This is a genomic window from Collinsella aerofaciens (genome assembly GCF_015561195.1).
GTDB classification, from domain to species: Bacteria; Actinomycetota; Coriobacteriia; order Coriobacteriales; family Coriobacteriaceae; genus Collinsella; species Collinsella aerofaciens_AC.
This window is the reverse complement of record NZ_JADMSU010000001.1, coordinates 29405-54318: the sequence shown is the minus strand read 5'-3', so window position 1 is coordinate 54318 and position 24914 is coordinate 29405. Positions and strand designations below refer to the sequence as shown.

Annotated in this window: 20 protein-coding genes and 2 tRNA genes; 19 read left to right on the top strand and 3 right to left on the bottom strand. The window is 60.8% G+C overall.

Annotated features, from left to right (window positions below):
• Positions 1-201: 201 nt before the first annotated feature.
• From ftsE to I2H81_RS00175, 10 genes are all read left to right on the top strand, one after another.
• Positions 202-1422 (top strand): cell division ATP-binding protein FtsE, encoded by a 1221-nt coding sequence (gene ftsE / locus I2H81_RS00220; RefSeq protein WP_195644058.1) that lies wholly within the window; start codon positions 202-204, stop codon positions 1420-1422.
• A complete protein-coding gene (ftsX, locus tag I2H81_RS00215) occupies positions 1409-2329 on the top strand; it encodes a permease-like cell division protein FtsX (protein ID WP_117778507.1) in 921 nt (306 codons plus the stop codon). The genes ftsE and ftsX overlap by 14 nt, the downstream gene beginning before the upstream one ends.
• Positions 2330-2520: 191 nt before the next feature.
• On the top strand, positions 2521-4656 hold the full coding sequence (locus tag I2H81_RS00210) for a ribonuclease R family protein (RefSeq protein WP_195644057.1): 2136 nt from the start codon (positions 2521-2523) through the stop codon (positions 4654-4656).
• 177 nt (positions 4657-4833) lie between these two features.
• Positions 4834-5439: a recombinase family protein gene (locus I2H81_RS00205; protein ID WP_195644056.1), complete on the top strand. Its 606-nt coding sequence runs from the start codon at positions 4834-4836 to the stop codon at positions 5437-5439.
• Between the two features lie 104 nt (positions 5440-5543).
• A complete protein-coding gene (locus I2H81_RS00200) occupies positions 5544-6125 on the top strand; it encodes a VanZ family protein (RefSeq protein WP_195644055.1) in 582 nt (193 codons plus the stop codon).
• 204 nt (positions 6126-6329) lie between these two features.
• Positions 6330-7181, top strand: coding sequence for a MurR/RpiR family transcriptional regulator (locus tag I2H81_RS00195; protein ID WP_195644054.1), 852 nt, complete (start codon positions 6330-6332; stop codon positions 7179-7181).
• A gap of 10 nt (positions 7182-7191) precedes the next feature.
• On the top strand, positions 7192-8115 hold the full coding sequence (gene murQ, locus I2H81_RS00190) for an N-acetylmuramic acid 6-phosphate etherase (RefSeq protein ID WP_195644053.1): 924 nt from the start codon (positions 7192-7194) through the stop codon (positions 8113-8115).
• Between the two features lie 57 nt (positions 8116-8172).
• Positions 8173-9603 (top strand): PTS transporter subunit EIIC, encoded by a 1431-nt coding sequence (locus tag I2H81_RS00185; RefSeq protein WP_195644051.1) that lies wholly within the window; start codon positions 8173-8175, stop codon positions 9601-9603.
• A 117-nt stretch (positions 9604-9720) separates the two neighbouring features.
• Entirely contained in the window at positions 9721-10773 is a 1053-nt protein-coding gene (locus I2H81_RS10550; protein WP_195644049.1) for a MupG family TIM beta-alpha barrel fold protein, read from the top strand.
• Between the two features lie 92 nt (positions 10774-10865).
• Positions 10866-11225, top strand: coding sequence for an arsenate reductase family protein (locus I2H81_RS00175; protein WP_118226386.1), 360 nt, complete (start codon positions 10866-10868; stop codon positions 11223-11225).
• 72 nt (positions 11226-11297) lie between these two features.
• Here I2H81_RS00175 and I2H81_RS00170 read toward each other — a convergent pair whose 3' ends face one another.
• Entirely contained in the window at positions 11298-11708 is a 411-nt protein-coding gene (locus I2H81_RS00170) for a hypothetical protein (RefSeq protein ID WP_195644047.1), read from the bottom strand.
• Between the two features lie 266 nt (positions 11709-11974).
• On the opposite strand from I2H81_RS00170, the gene I2H81_RS00165 reads away from it, so the two are divergent.
• The 6 genes from I2H81_RS00165 to I2H81_RS00140 all read left to right on the top strand — a co-directional run bounded on the left by I2H81_RS00165 (position 11975) and on the right by I2H81_RS00140 (position 14560).
• Positions 11975-12048 (top strand) — tRNA-Gln (locus I2H81_RS00165).
• A gap of 17 nt (positions 12049-12065) precedes the next feature.
• Positions 12066-12142 (top strand) — tRNA-Glu (locus I2H81_RS00160).
• 97 nt (positions 12143-12239) lie between these two features.
• A complete protein-coding gene (locus I2H81_RS00155; protein ID WP_195644045.1) occupies positions 12240-13157 on the top strand; it encodes a tetratricopeptide repeat protein in 918 nt (305 codons plus the stop codon).
• Entirely contained in the window at positions 13147-13617 is a 471-nt protein-coding gene (smpB, locus tag I2H81_RS00150; protein WP_195644043.1) for an SsrA-binding protein SmpB, read from the top strand. The genes I2H81_RS00155 and smpB overlap by 11 nt, the downstream gene beginning before the upstream one ends.
• 206 nt (positions 13618-13823) lie before the next feature.
• Positions 13824-14327: a flavin reductase family protein gene (locus I2H81_RS00145; RefSeq protein ID WP_195644034.1), complete on the top strand. Its 504-nt coding sequence runs from the start codon at positions 13824-13826 to the stop codon at positions 14325-14327.
• Between the two features lie 89 nt (positions 14328-14416).
• Positions 14417-14560 (top strand): rubredoxin-like domain-containing protein, encoded by a 144-nt coding sequence (locus I2H81_RS00140; RefSeq protein WP_117638060.1) that lies wholly within the window; start codon positions 14417-14419, stop codon positions 14558-14560.
• A gap of 153 nt (positions 14561-14713) precedes the next feature.
• Here the strand turns inward: I2H81_RS00140 and I2H81_RS00135 are convergent, their stop codons facing one another.
• Together I2H81_RS00135 and gpmA are read right to left on the bottom strand one after the other, a co-directional pair.
• Positions 14714-15970, bottom strand: coding sequence for an Nramp family divalent metal transporter (locus tag I2H81_RS00135; protein WP_195644032.1), 1257 nt, complete (start codon positions 15968-15970; stop codon positions 14714-14716).
• A gap of 74 nt (positions 15971-16044) precedes the next feature.
• Positions 16045-16818 (bottom strand): 2,3-diphosphoglycerate-dependent phosphoglycerate mutase, encoded by a 774-nt coding sequence (gpmA, locus tag I2H81_RS00130; protein ID WP_229107982.1) that lies wholly within the window; start codon positions 16816-16818, stop codon positions 16045-16047.
• 624 nt (positions 16819-17442) lie between these two features.
• On the opposite strand from gpmA, the gene gltB reads away from it, so the two are divergent.
• The 3 genes from gltB (at position 17443) to I2H81_RS00115 (ending at position 24768) form a co-directional block, all read left to right on the top strand.
• Positions 17443-22149, top strand: coding sequence for a glutamate synthase large subunit (gene gltB / locus I2H81_RS00125; RefSeq protein WP_195644030.1), 4707 nt, complete (start codon positions 17443-17445; stop codon positions 22147-22149).
• A 5-nt stretch (positions 22150-22154) separates the two neighbouring features.
• The gene (locus tag I2H81_RS00120) at positions 22155-23636 is read left to right on the top strand and encodes a glutamate synthase subunit beta (protein ID WP_195644028.1); all 1482 of its coding nucleotides are present in this window, start codon (positions 22155-22157) and stop codon (positions 23634-23636) included.
• A 424-nt stretch (positions 23637-24060) separates the two neighbouring features.
• The gene (locus tag I2H81_RS00115) at positions 24061-24768 is read left to right on the top strand and encodes a hypothetical protein (RefSeq protein WP_195644026.1); all 708 of its coding nucleotides are present in this window, start codon (positions 24061-24063) and stop codon (positions 24766-24768) included.
• The last annotated feature ends 146 nt before the right edge of the window (positions 24769-24914 follow it).

The following is a 24914-nucleotide window of genomic DNA, read 5'->3' as shown; positions in this document are numbered from 1 at the left end:
TCTTTCCGCAGGACGGAGGAGCCCCTGCCGCGCGAAGCGCGCAGCGGGGGCTCCGACATGTCCGAGGACGATTTGGAGAGTAACCCTGCGCCCGGCCTGTGGGATCCCAAAGCCCGCCATGCTTCTTATGTGCAGCAAAGCTAATGCTGCTAAAATACAAAGCGCTCATGTAGTTTAAACGCACGACGATAAGGAGCACCAGTGGGTAACCACTTCCGTACCTCCGGTGCGGGCGATGATGCCCCCAAGACGCAGACAGGCGTCCAGGGCAGTCGTTTCGCCACTCCGGATTCAGAGGGCCAGCCTGTTGCTCAGGCCCCCGCTCAGCCGGCAGATCAGGCACAGCCGGCATCCGATCCCTTTGCCTACAATCCCACCAGCGATGTTGCGCTTTCCGGCACGGCGGGTTTTGAGCCCGTTCAGGCCGTGACCGCTCGCGTGGAGCAGCCTCAGGCTGGCGCCGCCACGCCGCAGCCTACCATGGCCGGCATTCCCGACCCCATGGCCCCTGCGACACCGGCTCCTCAGCCTGCGCAGTCCGGTCTCTTTGCCGCTATTCCCGATCCCACGCAGCCTGCTGCCCCGGTGGTCGAGAGCGATCAGGCAGCCGAGGTCGCAAGCCTCGATAACGCGCTCAACAACCCCGATTTTACGTCGGTGTTTGCGCCCATCGATCCGCAAGCCAGCCGCAAGAAGATGGCCAAGCAGGCCGGTGTCGAGCCCGTCATCCTTATGGAGCATGTCACCAAGATCTATCCGGCACAGCCCAACAAGCCTGCGCTCGACGACATCAACATCGAGATCTATCCGGGCGAGTTCGTCTTCCTGGTCGGTCATTCCGGCTCGGGTAAGACCACGCTGCTGTCGACGCTCAACCGCGACGTCAAGCCGACGAGCGGTCGCATCCTAGTTGCCGGTCAGGACCTCATGAAGATCAAGAACCGCAAGGTTCCGTTCCTGCGCCGCCAGATTGGCGCCGTGTTCCAGGACTTTAAGCTCCTGCCGCAAAAAACCGCCTACGAAAACGTGGCGTTTGCTCTGCAGTGCATCGGCAAGCCCAAGGGCGTCATTCGCAGCCAGGTGCCCGAGGTGCTGCGTCTGGTCGGTCTGGCCGATCAGATGGACTCGCTGCCCGACCAGCTTTCCGGTGGCGAGCAGCAGCGCGTTGCCGTCGCCCGCGCTATGGTCAACCGTCCGCCGCTGCTGATCTGCGACGAGCCCACGGGTAACCTCGACCCGGCGATCTCGCTGGGCATCATGAAGCTGCTCGAGCGCATTAACCGCACCGGCACCACCGTGATCGTCGCCACGCACGACCGCGAGATGGTCGATAGCATGCACCGTCGCGTGATCGCCCTCGAGGGCGGCCACGTTATCCGCGACCAGGAGAGGGGAGGTTACGGCAACTATGGCACCAACTAACGTGGGCTACTCCTTCAAAGAGGCAATCAGCCACTTCTTCCGTAACTGGACTACCTCGCTCGGCGCCGTCATCACGATCTTCCTTTCGCTGTTTATCATCGGCCTGTTCATCATGGGCTCCGCGATGCTGAACTCCGTGATCGGCACCGTCGAGGATCAGGTTGTCATCAACGCGTTCATTAGTGATGACGCCGATCAGGCCGATGTTCAGGCTTTTGAGGCCGAGCTTAAGACGTGGAATAACGTCAAGTCCGTGACCTATAAGGACAAGGACGACGCGCTGGCCGAGTATACGAGCAAGATGTCGGGCAACGCCGACGCCACCATGAGCGCGCTCGATGGCCAGAACCCGCTGCCGGCTTCGTTTGCAATTGAGATGGACGATCCGTCCAAGGTCGAGAGCACGGCAGAGAAGCTCAAGAAGAACGCCGACTTCCAGAAGATCGCGGATGACGGCGACGTCAACGCGAGCGTGCTGTACGGCCAGGAGGAAGTGAGCCGCCTGTTCCAGGTGACCAACTACATCCGCATCGCCGCCGTGGTGCTCGTCGGCCTTCTGACCTTTATCGCATTCATCTTCATCAACAACACGATTCGCCTGTCCATCACGGCGCGTCGTCGTGAGATTGCGATTATGCGTCTGGTCGGCGCCAGCAACGGCTTCATTCGCGGCCCGTTTATCACCGAGGGCGTACTGCAGGCCATTTTGGGCTCGCTGCTTTCCATCGGTGTTCTGGAGCTGCTGCGCAATCTGATGATTCCGCGTCTGCAGGAGAGCATCGGCTGGATGTCGTTTGCCCTGCCGATGCAGTACTACCTGGTGACCTATGCTGCGCTGATTCTGGTCGGCGTGATTATCGGTCTCTTTGGTTCTGCCATCGCCATGCGCCGCTACCTGCGCGTGTAGGCATGCCTGGAATTCACCCTTCCAACGGGTCGTCTCTTATGGGGCGGCCCGTTTTTTGATCCCTAGGGGACGGAAGAAAACGGGTCATTGTGGCGCTGGTCTATCTATGTGACCCGCAATCCTGCCGTCCCCTAGGGATCATTTGGGTAGACTCTTGGGATGTAAACGGCAATCGATAGCAAGGAGGCGCCATGGGGCGCAATAACAAGCATAAGCGCGGCGCCCGCAATAAGCGTGGGCCGGTGCGCAGCGAACGCCGTCCGAGCCTGACCGGGCGCGTGCAGCTCCATGAGCATGGCGCCTATGTCATAACCGAGAGCGGCGACTACAAGGTTATGGGCCGCGGTAAGCGCGAGATCATGGATGGCGATACCGTTGCCGTGAGCATTAAGAACAGCCCGCACGGTGAGCGGCGCGCCGTGATCGAAGGCGTGGTTGAGCGCGCAGCCATAAGCGTGGTGGGTACGTACCAGACTGCTGGTCCGCTCGGTGTGATCGAGCCGCTCGATTCGCGCCTGAAGGCCGACTTCTTCATTCTGCCCGAGGATACCTCGGCGGATCGTCTGGGCGTCCACCCGGGTGATGCCGTTGTCGCGCGCATTTTGACCTACCCGACGCGCCTGGAATCGGGCACCGTGACGATCGAACGCTGCATTGGCGGAGATGACGCGCCCGATTTGGGCGTTCAATACGTGATGGCGCGTTACGGCTATACCGATAGCTATCCCGAGGCCGCGCTGGACGAGGCCGAGGGGCTTTCGCTCGATGTGTCCGCGGCGCTTAAGGACCCGCTCCGCCGCGATCTGCGCGACCGTTTTGTCATCACGATCGACCCGGTCGACGCGCGCGACTTTGACGATGCCATTTCGCTTGAGCGCACGCCCGAGGGTGGCTACAGACTGGGTGTGCATATCGCTGACGTTTCTCACTATGTGGCTTGGGACGGGCATATCGATCTTGAGGCTCGCCATCGTACGACATCGGTGTATCTGGCCGATCGCGTGCTTCCCATGCTGCCCGAACGCCTGTCCTGTGACCTGTGTTCGCTTCGCCCTGACGAGGACCGTCTTGCGTTTACCGTTGACATTGAGCTCGATGCGCAGGGTCGCGTGCGGCATTACGATCCTTACCCCAGCGTGATTCGCTCGCGTGTGCGTATGGACTATGACGGCGCCGAGGCGCTGCTGGTGCGTGCCGACGCGGTTGAGTATTCGGTGCTGGAAGGCGCCGCTGAGGATGTTGCGGCTGCTGAGGCCTCGCGCGAGGAGGCGCTTGAGCGCGGTCTTGCGTGCGAGGAAACTGCTCGCGGCTATAACGTCGACCTCGGCGATTTCCTTGTCGCCGCCAACGAACTCGCCGAACTTCGCCGTCGTATTCGTCGTGCCCGCGGCTCAGTCGATTTTGACACGGCCGAGATTCGCGCTCTATTGGATGAGGACGGAGTACCCGTGCAGATTGTGGCGCGCGAGCGTTCGTGTGCCACGTCGCTTATCGAGGAAGCCATGCTACTCGCCAACGAGTGCGTTGCAGAGTGGCTGGCAGACCGTGATATCGAGGCCTGCTATCGCGTGCATGAGGATCCGAGCCCCGATAGCCTACACGGTGCCGCCGTTGCGCTGGCGCAGCTAGGCATCATCGACGATCGCCGTGCTGCCGGTATCGCCCTGGGGAGTCCCGATGAGCTACAGGCTGCAGTTGATGCTGCCGCCGGTACGGCCAACGCACCGCTCGTCAACACGCTGCTTCTGCGCAGCATGCAGCGCGCACTGTACAAGCCGCGCAACGAGGGCCACTTTGCGCTCGCCGCGCCGTGCTACTGTCACTTTACGAGTCCCATCCGTCGCTACCCCGATCTGGTGGTGCACCGCGTGCTCAAACTGCAGTTGGCCTATGAGCAGCTCGGCGGCAAGGACGCCCTGGTCCGTACGCCGCGGCTGATCGGCAAGGGGCGCGAGTCGCTGCCGCGCATTCTGCCGCAGATCTGCCGCGCATGCAGCGATGCCGAGCGCGCGGCAGATGCCGCTAGCCATGCGACGCAAAAGATTAAGATTGCCCAGTACTATGAGGACCGTCTGGGCGAGCGCTATGCCGGAACCGTCTCGTGGGTTAGCAGCATGGGTCTCTTTGTGCGCTTGGACCTAACGCAGGTCGAAGGCTTGGTTTCGATCAAGAGCCTGGGCAACGAGTGGTTCGAGTTCGACGAGGATGCGCTTACGCTGACGGGCGCCGACACGGGGACTCGCTATGAACTGGGCCAGCGCGTGATTATCGAGGTCTCGCGCGTCAATACCACGCGTGGGCACTTGGACTTTAAGCTTATCCATTAGCCAAATCCCGACTCGCGGCGGGAGGGCGGAGGGCGGTCTTTCGGGGCCGCCCTTCGCATTTGAATCGTGACTACCTTGCCGTCTGCTCGGCCGCCCGCTTGCCTGCTATTGGAGAGGTAAAACCTACCAAAATAAACCTGTCCCTTTTTGGCAGGTTTACAAGAAAGCGGGGATGAGATGGCGACGGTGTATGGTTATGCGCGGGTGAGTTCGCGCGATCAGAATCTTAATCGGCAGCTGGATGCGCTGGGCGCCTATGGCGTGGGCTCGGCGAATATTTATGCCGACCATGCGAGCGGCAAGGACTTCGATCGCCCGCGGTATCGCGATCTGCTGCACGTCCTGGGAGACGGGGACGTGCTGGTGGTGCTTTCTATCGACCGACTTGGTCGTAATTACTCCGAGATTCTTGAGGAATGGCGACGCATTACCAAGGAGCTCGGAGTTGCCATTGTGGTGTTGGACATGCCATTGCTTGACACGCGCGCCAGGGCCAGTGGCGCGCCGGATGTGACCAACACCCTGATTGCCGATATTGTGCTGCAACTGCTGAGCTACGTGGCGCAGGTGGAGCGCGAGAATATCCATCGGCGCCAGGCGGAGGGGATTGCGGCGGCGCGGGCGCGAGGGGTTCGTTTCGGTCGACCTCGCAAGCCGTGCCCTCCTCAGTTTGAGCTGGTGCGCGATAGCTATGAGGCAGGCGATATTACCCGCAGCCAGGCAGCAAAGTGCCTGGGCGTGTGCGTGGGGACGTTCGATCGCTGGATGCGCGAGGCGGGGTAGGGGTTTGCGTTGCTTTGGCGCTTCCTGTTGCGATTCAAATTTTGATACGGTGGCGATGTCATTTGGGGCTACACTCGCTGATATTCAAAAAAGGAGGTAGGCCCTTGGCGCGCGTAAAACAAATAATCGGATGGACCGCGATCGTTCTGTTCGCTGCAACGCTGGCGGGCATCTGGGTGCTGACGGAGCAAAATGCGGTGGAGACGTCGTTGCTGAGCGAGTCCACCGCGCGTGTGGTGGAGGGTCAGGCTACGGGCGTACAGGCTGCCGATGCCACGGGTGAAGCTCAGACGGAGAACGGAATGACCGGGGGCACCGATTCGGCTGCCTCGAATGTACGGTCTGGCCGACTCGCTTCCATTCGCATGTGGGTGGGCACGAACGTCCGTCGCGTTGCCCATACCGTAGAGTTTTTCTTCGTCGGATTGTTCGCCTCGGTGGTCGTGGTTTGCCTTTCCAGGCGTCTGTGGAGCGTATGCTCCCGTTGCGTGCCCGTGTTGCTCTTTTGCGCCGTCTGCTCCGTTGGCGATCAGGTACATAAGATCTTTGTTCCCGGCAGGCATTTCGACGTTATCGACTTAGGATTCGATGCTGCGGGCTATGTCACCGCGATGCTGCTGGTATTGCTGGTCTCCGCATGGGTGCACCACGCGACGCGACCCATCGGCGCCCATGCGAGGCGCTAGCCGGTAACAAACCCGTTTCTGATAATGCGACCTTGTTGAATTATTTTGTGTCGCGCGTATTTCCGAGCGGTCGGATTTGAGGGGCGAGCGGTAGAACGCTCGCCCTTTGTGCGCCACGATGCGGCACAATGTACCGTAAAAGTTGTTTGTATCCGGTACGAATCGTTCGTTGGTCTTTAATTCTTCTCAACGGAGGTGTTTGAGATGGCAAACGGATTGCTTTTGCGGCTTCGCGAGCGTGAGCTCAGCGCGAGCCCGGCGGAACGCAACGTCATCGCATATGTAAGCGCTCATCCGCACGAGGTGGTCGGGCTGTCCGTCCGCGGTCTTGCCGATGCCACGTTCTCCTCGCCCTCGAGCATTTTGCGCTTTTGCAAGCGCTTGGGTTTTGCGGGCTACAAGGAGTTCCAGCGCGAACTGATTGCCGAGCTGGCGCTCTTGGGTGACAAGAAAGACGTTGCCCTCGAGGACATCTCCATGGATGACAGCGTTGAACGTATCGTGGGGAAGGTGATGAAAAGCAACGTGCGCACGATCGAAGCGACGGCGCGAACGCTCGATTACACCGTCTTGGAGCGATGTGCGGCCTATCTTAAGCGGGCACGCGCGGTCAATCTGTTCGGTATCGGTGCCTCTCGTTTGGTCGCGCACGATCTGGCGCAAAAGCTCATGCGTGTCGACAAAGAGTGCCATCTGTACGACGACTGGCATGATCAGCTCTTGTGTGCCAAGAACATGCATGAGGGCGATATGGCAATCGCCTTTAGCCACTCGGGCTTGACACAAGAGGTGCTGGACTGCACCGCCGAGGCCCAACGTCACAACTGTCCCGTTGTGGCCGTGACCAAAGTAGATGGATCATCCAAGCTTGCCACCATGGCCGATGCCGTGCTCGGCGTCGCCGCGAGTGAGCCCTTGGTCCGCAGCGGTGCCATGGCTTCGCGTATGGCTCAGCTTATGGTTGTCGATGCCCTGTACGCTGCTTACGTTGCCAGCGACTACGAACGAGCGACGCATGTCATTAAGCAAAACTACATCGAGAAACAGGAAAGATGAGGTGAATGAAATGCTCGATTTAACAAAATTCACGACCGAACAGCGTAATCAAAGGTCAATGGACCTCGATACGATGACATCGATGCAGATCGTCACGACGATGAACGATGAGGATCTTCGTGCCGTCCAGTCGGTCACGAAAGTGTTGCCCCAGGTTGCCACAGCAATCGACTGGGCTGCTGAGGCACTCGAGCGCGGCGGGCGCGTCTTTTACATGGGTGCAGGCACCAGCGGTCGTCTGGGCGTACTCGACGCATCGGAGTGTCCGCCCACGTTTGGCGTGTCACCCGATCTGATTGTCGGGCTCATTGCCGGAGGCGAGACGGCGTTTATCAAGGCTGTCGAAGGTGCCGAAGACAGCGAGGAGCTTGGCGCGAGCGACCTGCGGGGGCGTGGACTCTCGGACAAGGATCTTGTCGTTGGCCTGGCGGCAAGCGGTCGTACTCCCTATGTGGTGGGCGGCCTTGTGTACGCCAAGGCAACTGGGTGCAAGACGATCGCAATTGCCTGCAACCAAGGGTCGAAGATCGGGGAGAGCGCAGATCTTGCCATTGAACCCGTGCCCGGTCCCGAGGTACTGACCGGCTCAACGAGGCTCAAGGCGGGAACGGTTCAAAAGCTCATTCTCAACATGATTTCGACCGGTGCCATGGTCAAGATCGGCAAGGTATACCAAAACCTGATGGTCGATGTGCAGCAGACGAACGAGAAGTTGGTGGTGCGCGGCCAGAACATCGTGATGGAGGCGACCGGCTGCACGCGCGAGTGCGCTATTCAGGCGCTTGCAGATGCCGGCGGCCACGTAAAAACCGCTATTGTCTCGGTGCTGCTGGACTGCGATGCCGAGCAGGCTGCGGTAGCTCTTGAGCGAGCGCGAGGCCATGTCCGTGCTGCGGTGAGTGGCCATGAGAAGAGCGATGCCGATGCCCAATAGGTGTACGGCGTGAGCTGATATGACATCCAGACGAGATACCCAATACAAGGAGGAGTTATGACGAACAAAGAGCTGGCTCAAAAGCTGCTGGACCTTTTGGGCGGTAAAGACAACGTGCTGGCAAACGCGGCGTGCATGACGCGCCTGCGCGTGACCGTCAAAGACGCGGGCAACGTCGACACGGAGGGCATTAAGGCACTCGACGGCGTGATGGGCCTAGTCGAGGACGACACGATGCAGATCGTGCTGGGGCCGGGCAAGGTGAATAAGGTGCTCGAGGAGTTCTCCAAGCTCACCGGCCTTGCGAAAGGCGTTGCTGACGAGAGCGTGGTCGACGCTGCGGCCACAAACAAGGCCGTGCAGAAGGCAAAGTACGAGTCCAAGCCGGTTCAGGCCTTCCTCAAGAAGATTTCCAATGTCTTCGTCGCCCTGCTTCCCGGCATCATTGCGGCTGGCCTCATCAACGGTATCTGCAACGTCATTAACGTCTCGACGGCAGGCGCGCTTGCGGGCGAGTGGTGGTACCAGGGCATTCGTTCCATGGGCTGGGCCCTGTTTGCCTATCTGCCCATCTTGGTGGGCTATAACGCGGCACGTGAGTTTGGTGGCTCCGCTGCGCTGGGCGGCATCGCCGGCATGATGTGTATCGCCAACAGTGCCATGCCCCTGCTTGCGCCTGGCGCGGCCGATCCTGCCACTGCCATTCTGCTGCCGCTCACCAATGCGCAGTACAACCCCGCAGCGGGCGGCATGATCGCGGCTCTTATCGCTGGCGCATTTTTTGCCTGGATGGAGCGTCAGATTCGCAAGGTTATGCCCAACGCACTCGACACGTTCTTGTCCCCGCTGCTGGTGCTCATCATCGGCGCCTTTGCTCTGATGCTCGTCATCCAGCCGGTTGGCGCATGGCTGACGACTGCCATCTTTAGCGTTTTGACCTTTATCTTCGAGAAGCTGGGCGTCCTGGGCGGCTATATCCTGTCGGCAGGCTTCTTGCCGCTGGTTTCCGTCGGCCTGCATCAGGCGCTCACGCCGATCCACGCTATGCTCAACGATCCCGACGGCGCTACCAAGGGCATCAATTACCTGCTCCCCATCCTTATGATGGCTGGCGGCGGTCAGGTCGGTGCCGGTCTGGCGCTGTACTTTAAGACCAAGAACGCCAAGCTCAAGAAGTACGTCGCAGAGTCTATTCCCGTTGGAATCCTGGGTGTGGGCGAGCCTCTGATGTATGCTGTTACGCTGCCGCTCGTTCGTCCGTTTGTGACGGCCTGCCTGGGTGCCGGATTTGGCGGCGCGCTCGCGGCGCTGCTTCACATCGGCACGGTTTCTCAGGGCGTTTCCGGTCTGTTTGGCCTGCTGATCGTCGTTCCTGGTCAGCAGCTCGGCTACGTTGCCGCTATGCTGCTTGCCTATGCCGCCGGCTTTGTCCTGACGTGGTTCTTTGGCGTCGACGAGCAGAAGATCAACGAGTTCTTTGGCGAGTAGTTTGATATCGCGAGCCGTGTTGCTCAGGGCTCGCGGCGCGTGGCAGATTTCTTGATGCTATGGTTGTGCCGGCGGGGCTAACTGCTCCGCCGGCCTTTTTTAAAGGAGCGTTGAAGCGTGAAAACGGGTATTTCGATTTATCTTTCCAGCCCTCTGCAGGATATTGAGCGGACAATTGAGCGTGGTGCCGCGGCGGGTGCGCGCAATGCGTTCACCTCGCTGCATATTCCCGAGGATGGGGGAGCGGCGTATGCCGATAAGGTCCGTCATGTGCTGTCGCTGCTTTCCGCCCGCGGCATTGCGCTCATTGCCGATGTGGGGCCTCGCACGTGCGATTTGCTCGGGCTTGAGCGCATCGAGGACCTGCGCGATCTGGGGTTGGAATACCTTCGTTTGGACTATGGCTTTAGCGCCCAGCGGGTCGCGGAGCTGTCCGGTGTATTTCGCATTGTGGTCAATGCATCGACGGTGAGTTCTGATGAAATCGCATCGTGGCGTGAGGCCGGTGCCGATGTGACTCGTTTTGCCGCCTGCCACAATTTTTACCCCAAGCCTTATACCGGTTTAGCTCTGGAGGACATTGCTCGGGTGAATCTTCGTCTTGCGGCGCTTGGATTCGAAATCATGGCTTTTGTGCCGGGTGATGCTAACGTTCGCGGGCCGGTATTCGAGGGACTGCCGACGGTCGAGGCGCAGCGCGGTCGCGCGTCAAAGGTTGCCCTCAACATGCTTGAGCTTGCACATGGCGCCGATTGCGACATTGTGTTGGTCGGCGACCCCGATCTTTCCGATGCGGGCTGGGCGCAGTTTGCTCAAGTTTCCGCCGGATACGTGGACTTGCAATGCGAGCTTGAGCCCGGTTATGCCTATGTACGTGGGCAGATTCATCACGACCGGCCCGATTCGAGCACCCTCATCTTTAGGTCTCAGGAGTCGCGTACGACGCTTAAGCCGGATTCCGTGCCGACGGATGCCGGTGCCGGCCTGTTTCGAAAGGCGGGGTCGATCGCTGTGAGCAATAGCGGCTATGGGCGCTACGAAGGCGAGCTTGAGATTGCGCGGGTCGATCTTCCCGGTGACGAGCGCATGAACGTTGCGGGTCATATCACGCCCGAGGCAATGGAGCTGCTGCCGTTCATCAAACGCGGATTCGGGGTACGGTTCGTTTAGTGTGTGACCCGTGGGCTACAATTGGCCCATCATGCGAAGGCGCCTCGTGTGGCGTGTGCCTGCGTTGGCCGATCTATATTCGGAGGATTCCCATGACCGTACTGTTTGTTGAATATCCCAAGTGCTCGACCTGTAAGAAGGCCAAGGCATGGCTGGACGAACACGGGGTAGAGTATATCGACCGCGATATCGTTTTGGACAATCCCACGGCTGATGAGCTTGCGACCTGGATTGCTCGTTCGGGGCTGCCGGTGCGGCGCTTCTTTAATTCGTCAGGCATGAAATATCGAGAGCTGGGCCTGAAGGCGCGTCTGGATGCGGGCATGACGGATCGGGAGTGCTACGAGCTGCTGGCGACCGACGGCATGCTGGTTAAGCGCCCACTGCTGGTGGGCGACGACTTTGCGATTCCTGGCTTTAGGGAATCGGCTTGGGCCGAGGCGTTGCTGTAGCGGCTGCGGAAAGCGCGACCCGTTTTGAGCGCTCGGGGTGGGACGTGTTTTCCATCGGAGGGCTCGCTCGGCTCAATCCTTGAGCTGTGCCCATTCGTGCGGATCATAGACCTTTACGTGCTTGTTGGGCTTGCCGCTCCAGTACTCCTCGTCCATAAAGGGCAGATATGCCTGAACGCCGGGGCAGATAAAGGGGATCCGCTGCTGTTGCAGTCGCTCGCGCTGGTGCTGCTCCAGGTGCGCCTCGGATATGACGGTCGGCATACCGGACAGCTCGACGAGGCTTGCCTGGATTCGCTTAAGGTCGGGGAGTCCCGCGTGCCATGACATCCGCATGATCAAAAAGGATGCACGGCGGTATTTTGCCTGCATCACCGTGATGGCGGGGCGCAGAGTGGGATGGATTTTGTCCCGTTCGGGCCAAAGGTCAGCAGTGATCTCGAGGCCCAGGGTCTCCCATAGGTAATCAAGCTCTTCGTCCATGGCGCCTCGATATCTACGTGATCATTGATACTTCGATTGTGTTGCCTGGTGCTATCGTTTTCGCGGTAGAATCTGCCAACGGTTGACGGCTACCGCTCGCGGCGTTTTGCCCTTCGTGTGCAGCGGTCGACTTCACAGGTCCTTCACGTGTTGGCCGTATTTGATTGAATTTCAAAAAAGTCAAAATTGGGGCTTGCGTCACGGCCGGACTTCCCGTATATTTCTTTCTTGCGCAAAGGCACAGCCGAGCGCAGCGATGCAGTCATTGGGATGTCGTCTAATGGCAGGACAGCGGATTCTGGTTCCGTCAATGGGGGTTCGACTCCCTCCATCCCAGCCATTGCATTTGCTACATATGGCCCGTTCGTCTAGCGGTTTAGGACGCCGCCCTCTCAAGGCGGAGATCACCAGTTCGAATCTGGTACGGGCTACCAAAATTGAACGCCCGGGCCTCGTAAGAGACCCGGGTTTTGTGTATTGACCGATATTTAAGGCGCGCGTTGAGTCTGCCGCCCGGACCGAGGAGTTGTCATGGACCTGCCTATCAGCTTGGAAGACATCACGTATGCCGAGAACTATCTGGCGCAGGGCGACCTGGCTACGGCGACGCCGCTGCTTGAGCGTCTGGTGGAGCTCGCCGAGGAGTATATCGACGCTGAGTGCAAGACGGAGGAGAAGCGCCAGTACTTTAGCTTCGACAGCAAGTTTGAGCGCCTGGCCTATCGCCGTGTGGAGAAGGATCCGCGCGAGCTGGTGCAGGTCGAGGTTCCCTTTGACCGCCTGTACTCCGACATGGCGTTTGCCTACATTCGCCAGCAGGATTATGTGAGTGCTCGGAATGCCCTGATGCAGGCCGTGCGTTGGGATCCCATGAACTGCAACTATCGCTTGGACTTGGCCGAGCTGTTCCGCGCGCTCGAGGACAAGCAGGAGTGGGCATCGCTCTCGTTCTCGGTGCTGGAGCGCGCGAGCGACGGTAAGTGCGCCGCACGCGCCTACACCAACTTGGGTCAGTACTTCTTGGAGTCCGAGACCGAGAACATTTCGGCTGCTGTGGGCTGCGCGCGTCTGGCGCTGCGCCTGGCGCCCAATGATGCGCATACGACGCGCCTGCTCAACAAGATCCATACCACCTATCCGGATGCCGCGGACGAGAGTGACGACCATGTGATGGGTGAGCTCGCCCTGCAGGGCGTGCCGACCTCGCCTTCGGCCGAGATCGCCATCTGCCTGATCATGTGTGCGACCGATGCTGCAAGCGACGGCGACAAGCAGGAGGCTACGCGTCTGACGGTCCGTGCCCGCGACCTGGTGGGCGAGGAGGCATGCGCGGCGATTATCAAGCTGGTGCGCGAGAGCGATGCCGAGCTTAATGCCGAGCGCAGGGCAAAGCGCGAGGCTGCGGGCTCAAACGCCAATGGCGCCAAGGAGGCCGGCGATGCCCAGTAAGCGCGAGCGCAAGCTCATTTCCAAGAATCGCTCGGCACATCACGAGTACTTTATCGATGAGACGTTTGAGTGCGGTATCGAGCTGAGCGGTACCGAGGCCAAGTCGATTCGCGAGCGCGCGTGCCAGATTACCGATACCTTTGCACTGATTCGTGGCGGGGAGTGCTGGCTCGTCGGCCTGCATATCCACCCTTATAGCCATGGTGGCGTGTGGAATCGCGATCCCGACCGTCGGCGCCGTCTGCTGCTGCACCGCAAGGAGATCGACTTTCTTGACGGCAAACTTCGCAACCGTGGTTATGCGCTGGTTCCGTTGGAGCTCTACTTTAATACCGACGGTCGCGTAAAACTGCTGCTGGGCCTGGGTCGCGGCAAGAAGCTCTACGACAAGCGCGAGGACATGGCCAAGCGTGATGTCCAACGCGAGATCGACCGCGCCCTCAAGGAACGCAACCGCTGACCGTCCTTCATAAGTTGCGGTGGAATACGGACTGTTTTGCCTGTTTGAGGGGCTATTCAGTCCCTATTTCACCGCAACTGCGGGTGTCTCATCTTTCTTACTGTTCTGACACATATGTTTCAAAGGCGGCGTCCGTTATGGGCGCTGCCTTTTTTGTGGGTACATACATCCATGAGGTTCCAACCCGAGTTAGGGGAGTGATCGTTATGGACAAAACTGCGTTCTTTACCATGCCAAGCGGCCTGTACGTGGTGAGCTCCGCTGCAGACGGGCTGCGCGCCGGCTGCGTCATCAACACGGCGGTGCAGGTGACGTCCATGCCGCCGCGCATTTCGGTTGCGGTGAACAAGGACAACGTCACCTCGGGCGTCATCGCATCGGCCAAAGCGTTCGCGTTGACCGTGATCGATCAGACCGCCGACATGCTCTATATCGGCAACTTTGGGTTCCGCACCAGCAGCGATTATGACAAGTTTGCCAAATACGAGACCCGCGAGACGGCTCTGGGCATGCCCTATGTGCCCGAGCACGCGACGGCCTTGTTTAGCTGCCGTTTGATCGACACTGTGGATGCGGGCACGCATCTACTGTTTATCGGCGAGGTCGAGGATGCCGAGCGCCTGAGCGACGAGACGCCGCTCACCTACGATTACTACCATAAGGTCCTGAAGGGCAAGACGCCTCCGAAGGCGTCCTCGTATCAAGGCTAGAAATGTTCTAAAAATACTTGCATTATATTATTGAGAACCTATACTAATAAACGAAGTACATCACCAGTCGCGTTCGAGAGGAGAACATCATGGCTGAGGAGAAGAAGACGTATAAGTTCGTGTGCATCGTTTGTGGTTACGAGGTTGAGGTCGATACGCCCGAGCTGCCCGAGGATTATGTATGCCCGGTGTGCGGCGTCGGTCCCGATCAGTTTGAGCTCGTCGAGGAGTAGCTCGTCGGCACACGGCTCACGGCAACACATAGCTCTGTCCAAGGGTCCCGGTCGGAAATCCCGGCCGGGACCCTTTTGATTTATCTGACGGTTTAAAACGGCCTTACGTGTTACAGATTGAGACGTTATATCTGGACAGCCACGCCATCCCAATTACATCCCCGTTAGCAGCACGATGTCGAGAATCGTCACGATGACGCCGATCCCTACAAGCAGCGCGTTGAGTGGACGCGAGTTGGCGTATTTGCCCATGACGCGGGGTGAACTGGTGAGCCGTATGAGCACAAAGACCGTAATCGGCAGCTGAAGCGACAACAGTGCCTGACTCCAGATGAGACCTTCAAAAGGATTTGGGACGACCAGGCACGCCGTCACTGCGCCGACGAAACAGGCCGCCACCCCGATCGAGGAATGTCGGTCTTGGATATCGTATTCCTCGTCGAACATGCCCGCAGTGATGGTTCCCGCCGCCATGCCCGCTGTCACGCTGCTCGATAGTCCCGCGAACAGCAGCGCTACCGCAAAGATGGTCGAGCTCGCCGGGCCCAGAATGGGGGAGAGCGTGGCCGCTGCGACGGCGAGGTCGTCTACGACCATGCCGTGCGCAAAGAAGGTCGTTGCGGCCAGGATGACCATTGCCGAGTTGATTGCCCAGCCCACGCCCATCGAAAAGAGCGTGTCAAAGAGCTCGTAGCGCAGACGTTCTTCGATAACCTGCTCGCCTTGGCCTTCGAAGTGCATGGATTGGATGACCTCGGAGTGCAGAAAAAGGTTGTGTGGCATAACGACCGCACCCAGGACACTCACGATAATCGCGGCAGAGCCAGTGGGCATACTAGGCGTGATCCAGCTTGCGGCGGCTTGCGGCCAGTCGACCTTGACTAGTGCAAGCTCGGCCAAAAACGAGAGTCCTACCACGCCTACGAAGGCGATGATCCAGCGTTCGGCATGCTTGTAGGAGTTCGTCATGAGCATCGCCATCGATACTGCCGCCACGATGACGCAGCCCGCGCGCACGGGCAGCCCAAAGAACATTTGAAGGGCAATCGCGCCGCCCAGGACCTCGGCCATGGCGGTGGCGATGGTCGCGAGATAGGCACTGGCGAGCACCGTGCGCCCGACGAAGCGGGGGAGGTAACGTGTCGTGGCCTCGGCAAGGCAGGCGCCCGTGGCGATACCCAGGTGCGCCGCGTTGTGCTGCAGCACGATGAGCATAATCGTGGACAGCGTGACGATCCACAGCAGCGCGTAGCCAAACTGCGAGCCCGCGGCCATATTGGAGGCCCAGTTGCCCGGGTCGATAAAGCCGACGGTCACGAGCAGCCCGGGGCCGATATGCCGCGCAATGTCTAGGCCTCCGTGACCACCGGTGCGTCGGGAGCCAAAGTGTTGTTTGAGATGGTTGAGCATGGTGCGCTCCTGCGTATGGGCGGCGTGACGTCGCATTGGGTCGTGCGGCGCCACGCGTCGGATTTGGGTTTGGGCTACTTGTGCGCTTTGCCCTGATTGGCCACGGCGTCGATCTTGGCGGCGATGGTCGCCGGGTCGCCGATGTAGCGCTTGTCGAGGACATTGAAATCGGTATCGAAGGTGTAGACGAGCGGCACGCCGGTGGGGATGTTGACCTTGAGGATCTCCTCGGGCGTGAGGCGCTCGAGCTTCATGACGAGTGAGCGCAGGGAGTTGCCGTGTGCGGCGATGAGTACGCGCTTGCGGGCGAGCATCTGGGGGCGAATCTCGTCTTCGAAATAAGGCCAGGCGCGGGCGATCGTGTCCTTGAGGCACTCGGTATAGGGCAGCTGATCGGGTGCGACGTCGCGGTATTGCTCCTGGGTGTGGGGGTCGCGCGCGTCGTTCGGCTCGAGCGCCGGCGGGCAGATATCGAAGGAGCGGCGCCAGATGAGCACCTGCTCGTCGCCGTGCTCTGCCGCGGCATCGGCCTTGTTGATACCCTGCAACGCGCCGTAGTGGCGCTCGTTGAGCTTCCAGGATTTGATGACGGGCAACCACTCGCGATCCATTTGGCCGAGCACGATGTCGAGGGTGTGGATCGCGCGCTTGAGGCGCGAGGTGTAGCAGACGTCGAAGTCGAAGCCCACTTCTTTGAGGGCTCGACCGCCTGCTGCGGCTTCTTCGCGGCCCGTTTCGGTGAGTTCTACGTCGGTCCAGCCGGTGAACAGGTTGAGTTTGTTCCACTCGGATTCTCCGTGACGGATAAGGACAAGTTGCATTGTCTGTTGGTCTGTCTGGTGTGTCATAGGGGTCTCCTTGATCTGGCACGGTGTGCGTGCCGTTTGCTTGACGCCGCAAAGGATACCCGTTTTAGGCTTAAAAGTTAACCAAGACTAACAAAATTGTTGTATTTGAATGGGATGGTGAAAGGGGGCTGCCGAAATGTCTCGATCTGTAACAACTAGGGATGGAAATTGGGCCTAGGTGTTAGAGACCGAGACAAACCAAAACCGTCCCGCAGAAAATCTCAATCTGTAACATCTAGGCGCCAAAATCGGTTCCTCCTGTTACAGATTGAGATGTTTGAAGCGGTGAGCTTACAAGCCGAACTTGGGCGCCTTGTTGCCGCCCTTGAGGTCTGCGGTGTCGAGTCGCATCATGCAAAAGTCTGCGTGGCCCTCGTTTCCAGAATAATTCAAAGGGGTTGGATGCATATGTGCCGGCCGTCCCTGCACTAAAACGTGTACGTCAGCCTCCAAAGATGTCAAATTTCGACATGTTTGGAGGCTGACGTACACGTTTGATAGCAAGACGTTGATGGCCGGCGTGCGTTACGCGATTGTTTCGAAACGGGCGGGAAACACAACGGGCCGGCGATGCTCCTAGTATGCCTATTCAACTGACTGTCTAATATCTAGGGGAGGATCGCGATGCAGGCAGATTCCGCTCAGCAGCAGGGCCTTTATCGCCCCGAATTCGACCACGATGCATGTGGCATCGGCGCGCTTGCCGATATCAACGGTGAGCGCCATCACCAGATTCTGGACGATGCGCTGTCCATTCTGGTCAACTTGGAGCACCGCGGCGGCACGGGACTCGAGAAGAACACCGGCGACGGCGCTGGCATCCTGTTCCAGGTTCCGCATCACTTTTTCCGTAAAGAGGCCCAAAAGTGCGGCCAGATTCTGCCGGCAGAGGGCGACTATGGCGTGGCCATGCTGTTCTTCCCGCAGGACGACAAGGGCGTAGAGGATGCCCGTCGCGTGTTTGAGGAGGGCTGCGCCGAGGCCGGCGTGCCGCTGCTCTTTTGGCGCGAGGTGCCCGTCGACCCGCACGACCTGGGCGAGACGGCGCGCGCCTGCATGCCCATCATTCTGCAAGCCTTTCTGGGCCGCCCCGACGATACGCCGGCGGGTGACGCCTTCGAGCGCCGCCTGTACGTGTGCCGCCGCACTATCGAGAAGAAGGCCGATGCCGAGTTTGCCCTGCGCGACAAGATCTTCTATGTGTGCTCCATGAGTTCGCGCACCATCGTGTACAAGGGCATGCTCGTCGCCACGCAGATGCGCCGCTTCTTCATCGATCTCAACGACGCCGCCGTCAAGACGGCCGTTGCGCTCGTCCACTCGCGCTACTCCACCAACACCACGCCCAGCTGGGAGCGCGCGCACCCCAACCGCTTTATCATCCACAACGGCGAGATCAATACCCTCAAGGGCAACGTCAACTGGATTCGCGCCCGCGAACCCAACCTGTACAGCCCCGTGCTGCAGCATGATCTTGAGCGCGTGATGCCCATCATCAACCGCGAGGGCTCCGACTCCGCGATTTTGGACAACGTGCTTGAGTTTTTGGTCATGAACGGTCGTCCGCTCACGCGTGCCGCGTCCATGTTGCTGCCCGAGCCGTGGGACCACAACGACAGCCTGAGTGAGGAGCGCCGCGCCTACGACGCCTACCAGTCCATGCTCATGGAGCCGTGGGACGGTCCTGCCGCTATCGCCTTTACTGATGGCCGTACCCTGGGTGCCGCCCTCGACCGTAACGGCCTGCGCCCGGCTCGCTACTACGTGACGCGCGACGGCCGCTTTATGCTGGCGAGCGAGGTTGGCACCATTGAGGTGCGCCCCGAGAACATCCTGACGAGCGGCTGCCTGGGACCGGGCCAGATGCTCGAGGTCGATTTTGCCCGCGGCCGCGTGATCTACAACGACGAGCTGCGCGCCCGCTATGCCAAGGAGAAGCCCTACCGCGACTGGATTGCCGAGGAGACGCTGACCGTCGACGCGCTCGACGAGCCCGCCGCGCCCGCGCCCGCCGAGGATGCCGAGGTGCCCGCCGCCGTGCGCATGGCCAAGCTCGGCTATCACTGGGATGATGTTGACGAGGTCGTGCGTCCCATGGCCCAGCAGGGCAAGGCCCCGCTCGCCTCGATGGGCATCGACGCGCCGCTAGCCTGCCTGTCCAAGAAGACGCGTTCGTTCTTCGATTACTTCTATCAGCTGTTCGCCCAGGTCACGAATCCTCCGATCGATGCCCTGCGCGAGCACATGGTGACTTCGACCACGCTCTACCTGGGCAACCACGGCAACCTGCTCGAGGATTCCCGCACGGCCTGTCAGCTGGTGCGCTTGGAGCGCCCGTTGCTCAACGAGGAAGAGTTCGAACATATCTGTGCCATCGACCGTGTTGGCTTTAAGACCCGTCGTTTCCGTGCCGTCTACCGCCGCGATGCCGGCGAGGGCGCGCTGCAGACTGCGCTCAAACAGCTTGCCGAGGACGTTGAGGCTGCGGTCCGCGACGGCGTGAACATTGTGGTGCTGAGTGATCGTGCCGGAGCAGGCGAGGTGCCCGTGCCGTCGCTGCTTGCCGTGGGCTGCGTGCACAACCACCTGATCCGCGCCGGTGTGCGTACCTTTGCCGATATTGTGGTGGAGTGCGGCGACGCCGTGTCCCCGCACGACTTTGCGGCACTAGTGGGCTACTCCGCGAGCGGCATCTATCCGTACAACGCACATGCGTGCATCCGCGATCTGGCGGCACGCGGCGACCTGGACGTGACGGCCGAGCAGGGCATCGCCAACTACAACAAGGCTGCGACTGCCGGCATCGTCTCCATCATGTCCAAGATGGGCATCTCCACGGTGCAGAGCTACCATTCGGCGCAGATCTTCGAGGCCGTGGGCTTTACGCCGGAGTTTGTCAACGCGTACTTCGCCGGCACGGTGAGCCGTGTGGGCGGTATGGGTGTCGAGGACGTTGAGCGCGAGCAAAACGAGCGCTACGACGCCGCGCTCGCCATCCTTAAGAGCCCGGCTCCCGATCAGCTGCCCACGCTGGGTCTGACCAAGTGGCGCCCGCTCGGCGGCGAGGATCACCTCATCGATCCGCAGGCTGTCTACTTGCTGCAGACCGCCTGCCGTGAGGACAGCTACGACACCTTTAAGGAGTACAGCGCCCGCCTGCACCGCACCGGCCGTGCCGTGCGCCTGCGCGACTTGCTCGACTTTAATGCCAGCGGCCGCACGCCGGTTTCGCTCGACGAGGTGGAGCCCGCACTCAACATCGTCCGCCGCTTTAACACCGGCGCCATGTCGTATGGCTCCATCAGCAAAGAGGCGCACGAGTGCATGGCCATCGCCATGAATCGCCTGCACGGACGCTCCAACTCGGGCGAGGGCGGCGAGGACCCGCGTCGCGAGACCCCGTTGGCCAACGGCGACTCCAAGAACTCCGCAATCAAGCAGGTGGCAAGTGCGCGCTTTGGCGTGACGAGCCGCTATCTTTGCAGCGCCTTTGAGATTCAGATTAAGATGGCCCAGGGCGCCAAGCCCGGCGAGGGCGGCCACCTGCCCGGCAAGAAGGTCTACCCCTGGATTGCCGAGGTCCGTCAGTCCACGCCCGGCATCGGCCTGATCTCGCCTCCGCCGCACCACGACATCTACTCCATCGAGGACCTGGCGGAGCTTATCTTCGATCTTAAGAACGCCAATCCCGGCGCACGCGTGTCGGTCAAGCTGGTCAGCGAGGCCGGTGTCGGCACCATCGCCACCGGCGTGGCCAAGGGCGCTGCCGATAAGATCTTGATCAGCGGCCACAATGGCGGCTCGGGTGCCGCTGCGCGCGACTCAATCTGGCACGCGGGTCTGCCGCTGGAGCTTGGCCTTGCCGAGGCCCAGCAGACGCTGCTGCAAAACGGCCTGCGCTCGCGCGTGGTGCTCGAGGCCGACGGCAAGCTCATGGACGGTACCGATGTCGCCGTTGCCTGCCTGCTGGGTGCCGAGGAGTTTGGCTTTGCGACCATGCCGCTCATCTCCATGGGCTGCCTTATGCAGCGCGACTGCCAGCAGGATACCTGCCCCGCCGGCATCGCCACGCAAAACTGCCGCCTGCGTCGCGGCTTCCGCGGCAAGCCCGAGCACGTCGAGCGCTTTATGCTCTTTGTTGCCGAGCAACTGCGCGAGGTCATGGCGAGCCTGGGCTTCCGCACCGTCGACGAGATGGTCGGCCATCCCGAGTGCTTGCGCCAGATCGAGGTCCCGGGCAACCGCAAGGCCAACCTGCTCGATCTGTCGCCCGTGCTGGCGAGCGCGACCTGTGAGTTTGGTGCCCACATCCCGGGTGCCGACGGCCGTCACTTCCTGCCCCAGATGGCTGCGGACAGCGAGCTCGACAAGACGCTCGACTCCACGTTGTTTGTGCCCTATACGGCCGATGCCCGTGCGCACCTGCGTCCGATTCGCTTCCGCGCCGATATCGCCAACGTCAACCGCTGCGTGGGCACCATCTTGGGCAACGCGGTGACCAAGGCGCATCCCGAGGGCCTGCCCGCCGGTTCCATCACCATCGATTGCGATGGTTCGGCCGGTCAGAGCTTTGGTGCCTTCCTGCCGCGCGGCATTACGCTCAACGTGTGCGGCGACGCCAACGACTACTTTGGCAAGGGCCTTTCGGGCGGCGAGGTGTCGGTGCGCCCCAACCCGCATGCGACCTACAAGTTCGACGAGAACATCATCGTGGGCAACGTTGCGTTCTTTGGTGCCACGAGCGGCCGCGGCTTTATTAACGGCCTGGCAGGCCAGCGTTTTGCCGTGCGTAACTCCGGCGCCACCGTGGTGGTCGAGGGCTGCGGCAACCATGGCTGCGAGTACATGACGGGCGGTCTGGCGCTCATCCTGGGCGAGGTCGGGCAGAACTTTGCCGCCGGTATGACGGGCGGCGTGGCCTATGTCTTTGACCAATACGGCACGCTCGATGCCCGCGTGAACCACGAGAGCGTTGAACTCAAGGCCCCGACGGCCGGCGAGCTGGCGCAGATTCGCGAGCTCATCCAGGAGCACGTGGACGCGACGCAGAGCCCGCGTGGCATTAAGTTGCTCTACAGCTTCGACTCGATGAGCAAGCATTTTGTGAAGGTCATTCCGACCGAGTACGAGCGCGTGCTGGCGATTGTCGCTGCTGCCGAGGCCGTGGGCAAGACGCATGCGCAGGCTGAGGAGCTGGCGTTTGACATTGTGACCGGTCGCGCGAGTGCCGCGGATGTCGCTCGCTTTGATGTCGCGGGCGGCGCGGCTAGCGCGGGTGTTGCGCCCGTGGCTGCTACCGGTTCTGTTGCTTCGACCAAGAAGGAGGCGTAAGTGCCATGGGTAAGCCCGGTGCTTTTCTTGATATCGATCGTGTGACCCACGAGCTTCGCCCCGTGGAGGAGCGCAGTCATGATTTTGATTCCCTGTACGTGGAGCTCGATGACGACGCACGTCGCGTCCAGGCGAGCCGCTGCATGATGTGCGGCGTGGCGTTTTGCCAGATGGGCGCGAGCTTTGGCAAGGCGCGCCCGAGCGGCTGCCCGCTGCACAACTTGATTCCCGAGTGGAATGAGCTGGTGTACAGCGGCCGCTGGGATGAGGCTGCCGAGCGCCTGTCGCTCACCTCGCCCATGCCTGAGTTTACGAGCCGCGTGTGCCCGGCGCTGTGCGAGGCCGCGTGCAACCTGGGTTCGGTCGACGGCCAGCCCACGACGATCCATGACAACGAGCGTGCGATCAGCGACCATGAGTGGGCAAACGGTGGCCCGCGCCGCTTTGAGCCGGCGGGGGAGGACGCGCCCACGGTTGTCGTGGTGGGCTCCGGTCCTGCTGGTCTGGTGGCTGCATGGGAGCTTGCGCGTCGCGGCGCCCGCGTGACGGTGTTTGAGCGCGACGACCGCCCCGGCGGCCTGCTCATGTACGGCATTCCCAACATGAAGCTCGAGAAGTTCGTGGTCGAGCGTCGCGTGGCGCTCATGCGCGAGCTGGGCATTGTGTTTGAGCTGAGTGCCGACGTGAGCGATCCCAAGGTTGCCGCCAAGCTCGATGGCTTTGACGCCGTTGTGGTGGCTGCCGGTGCTCGTGCGCCCCGCGGTCTTTCGGCTACGAACATCGATGCGCCCGGCGTGGTGTACGCCGTGGACTACCTGACGGCATCGACCGTCTCGGTGCTCGATGGCGGCGAGCCTGCGGTTGATGCGCGCGGCCTGGACGTCGTGGTCATTGGCGGTGGCGATACCGGCAACGACTGCGTGGGTACCGCCGTGCGCCAAGGCGCGCGCAGCGTGCGCCAGTTTGAGTTCTTGCCGGCTGCGCCCGATAAGCGCGCGGCAGGCAACCCCTGGCCGCAGTGGCCCAACGTTAAGAAGACCGATTACGGCCAGCAGGAGGCTATCGCTGCGATGGGTGGTGAGATGCGTGCCTGGGGCGTGGATACGCTCGAGGTGCTGCTGGACAAGAAGGGTGCGGCTGCGGGTCTGCGCGTGGTCGATCTGGACTGGTCGGCGGGAAAGCCCGAGCGCATCGCGGGCTCCGAGCACGAGGTGCCAGCGCAACTGGTGCTCATCGCCTGCGGCTTTACGGGTCCGGAGCACGGTGTGTTCGATGCGGTGAGCGTGCCTGTTGCCACCGCTGGTCGTCCGCTGCCGGTGATGGCTGCTGAGGGCTCGCATCTCGCGGCTCGCACGGAGGGTGTTGCCGCGGATGCCGCGCCGGTGTATGTGGCGGGTGATGCCCGCAACGGCAGCTCGCTCGTGGTGAGTGCCATGGCCGATGCCCTGGCCTGCGCTGCCGAAGTCGCCGACGCGCTGGAACTGTAAAGTAGTCACGGAGATATTCAACAATCGAATCGGCAAGGGCTGTCCCTAACTGCCGACAGAAAAGGAACGTCCCTAAGTGCCGACAGTTAGGGACGTTCCTTTTCTGTCGGCATTCGGGGACACTCCTTGCGGATTTGCGAGCAGTTTGCTCGTTTGTCGACGTGCGGGTGTTCATTTGTCGACTTCTTGGGCTGTGGTCACCTGTTGTTTCTGTGGTGGCTGCGGGCATCTGGCTCAAAAGGGCGGGTTGGCCGTCGATGTTTACCTGCGGTTTTGTTGCGGCGCGCATTTTCGGTCAAGCTTTTCGTCAAGTGTTTGGTCAGCATCTGGTTTGCAGCCGGGGGCCTATTTTGCCCGCGCTGGTCGTGGCTGCCCACCCTCCTCGTAAGCTCAAATTGAGGTCCATCAGTTTGAGGAGGATGCCATGACTGACCACGCTTTTGACCGAGCAGAGCTGGCTGAAGCCGTCGGCAACGATATTGCCGACATGGCCCATTTTTGGATGCTGCGGAAGTTTCAATTCCTGGAGCCGGCGCGCGAGCAGTTCGAGATTATCGTCGACCCGTGGCTCAGCTATTGCGAGGAACCTTCTCAAAACGAAATCATGGCCTACAACATGGCGTTTACCGATTGGCTGCTGTTTGAGCGCCCCTATCGCCATGGCAAAACGCTGCTCGAGCTATATGTTGACGAGCCGCCGGCATCGCTTTCGCCTGCCTCGCTCAAGCGGCTCGAGCAGGTACGCGACACGCAGTATTTCTCGCGCTTTGGCATTTTGGACAAGAATCCTGCGTCCGGCATGGTCGTGCTGAAGGACACGCGCACCGATCATCGCTTTGATGTCTACGATCCGCATATCGTGCAGAAGGAGCACTGGAGTGACGGCGCGATTGCGGTGCGCCTCGCCTGCGTCGACGATGTCTGGCTTACGGCGGGACAGCTCTACCTGTATGACATCGCGCACCTGAACGACACGGCGGTCGACGGGCCGGGTGCGGTGCATCCCGAGGACCTGCAGGACGGCTTTGACACCTCGTGTATCAGCTTCTTCTTGCGGCTGGTCCGCGACATCATGGGCGCCCAGGGGCGGTACGTAAAGTCGCTCAATATCTACGAGCAGGAGTGGGAGTAGGGGATGGACGGTTGTCGCCTGCCTTGCCTTTTGCCTTTTTGTCTCGATCTGTAACGTTTGGGGGCAAAAAACCAGTCTACCTGTTACAGAACGAGACGAATGCTTGGGCGCCGCTGGTTTGTCTAAATCTGTAACGTTTAGGGGCC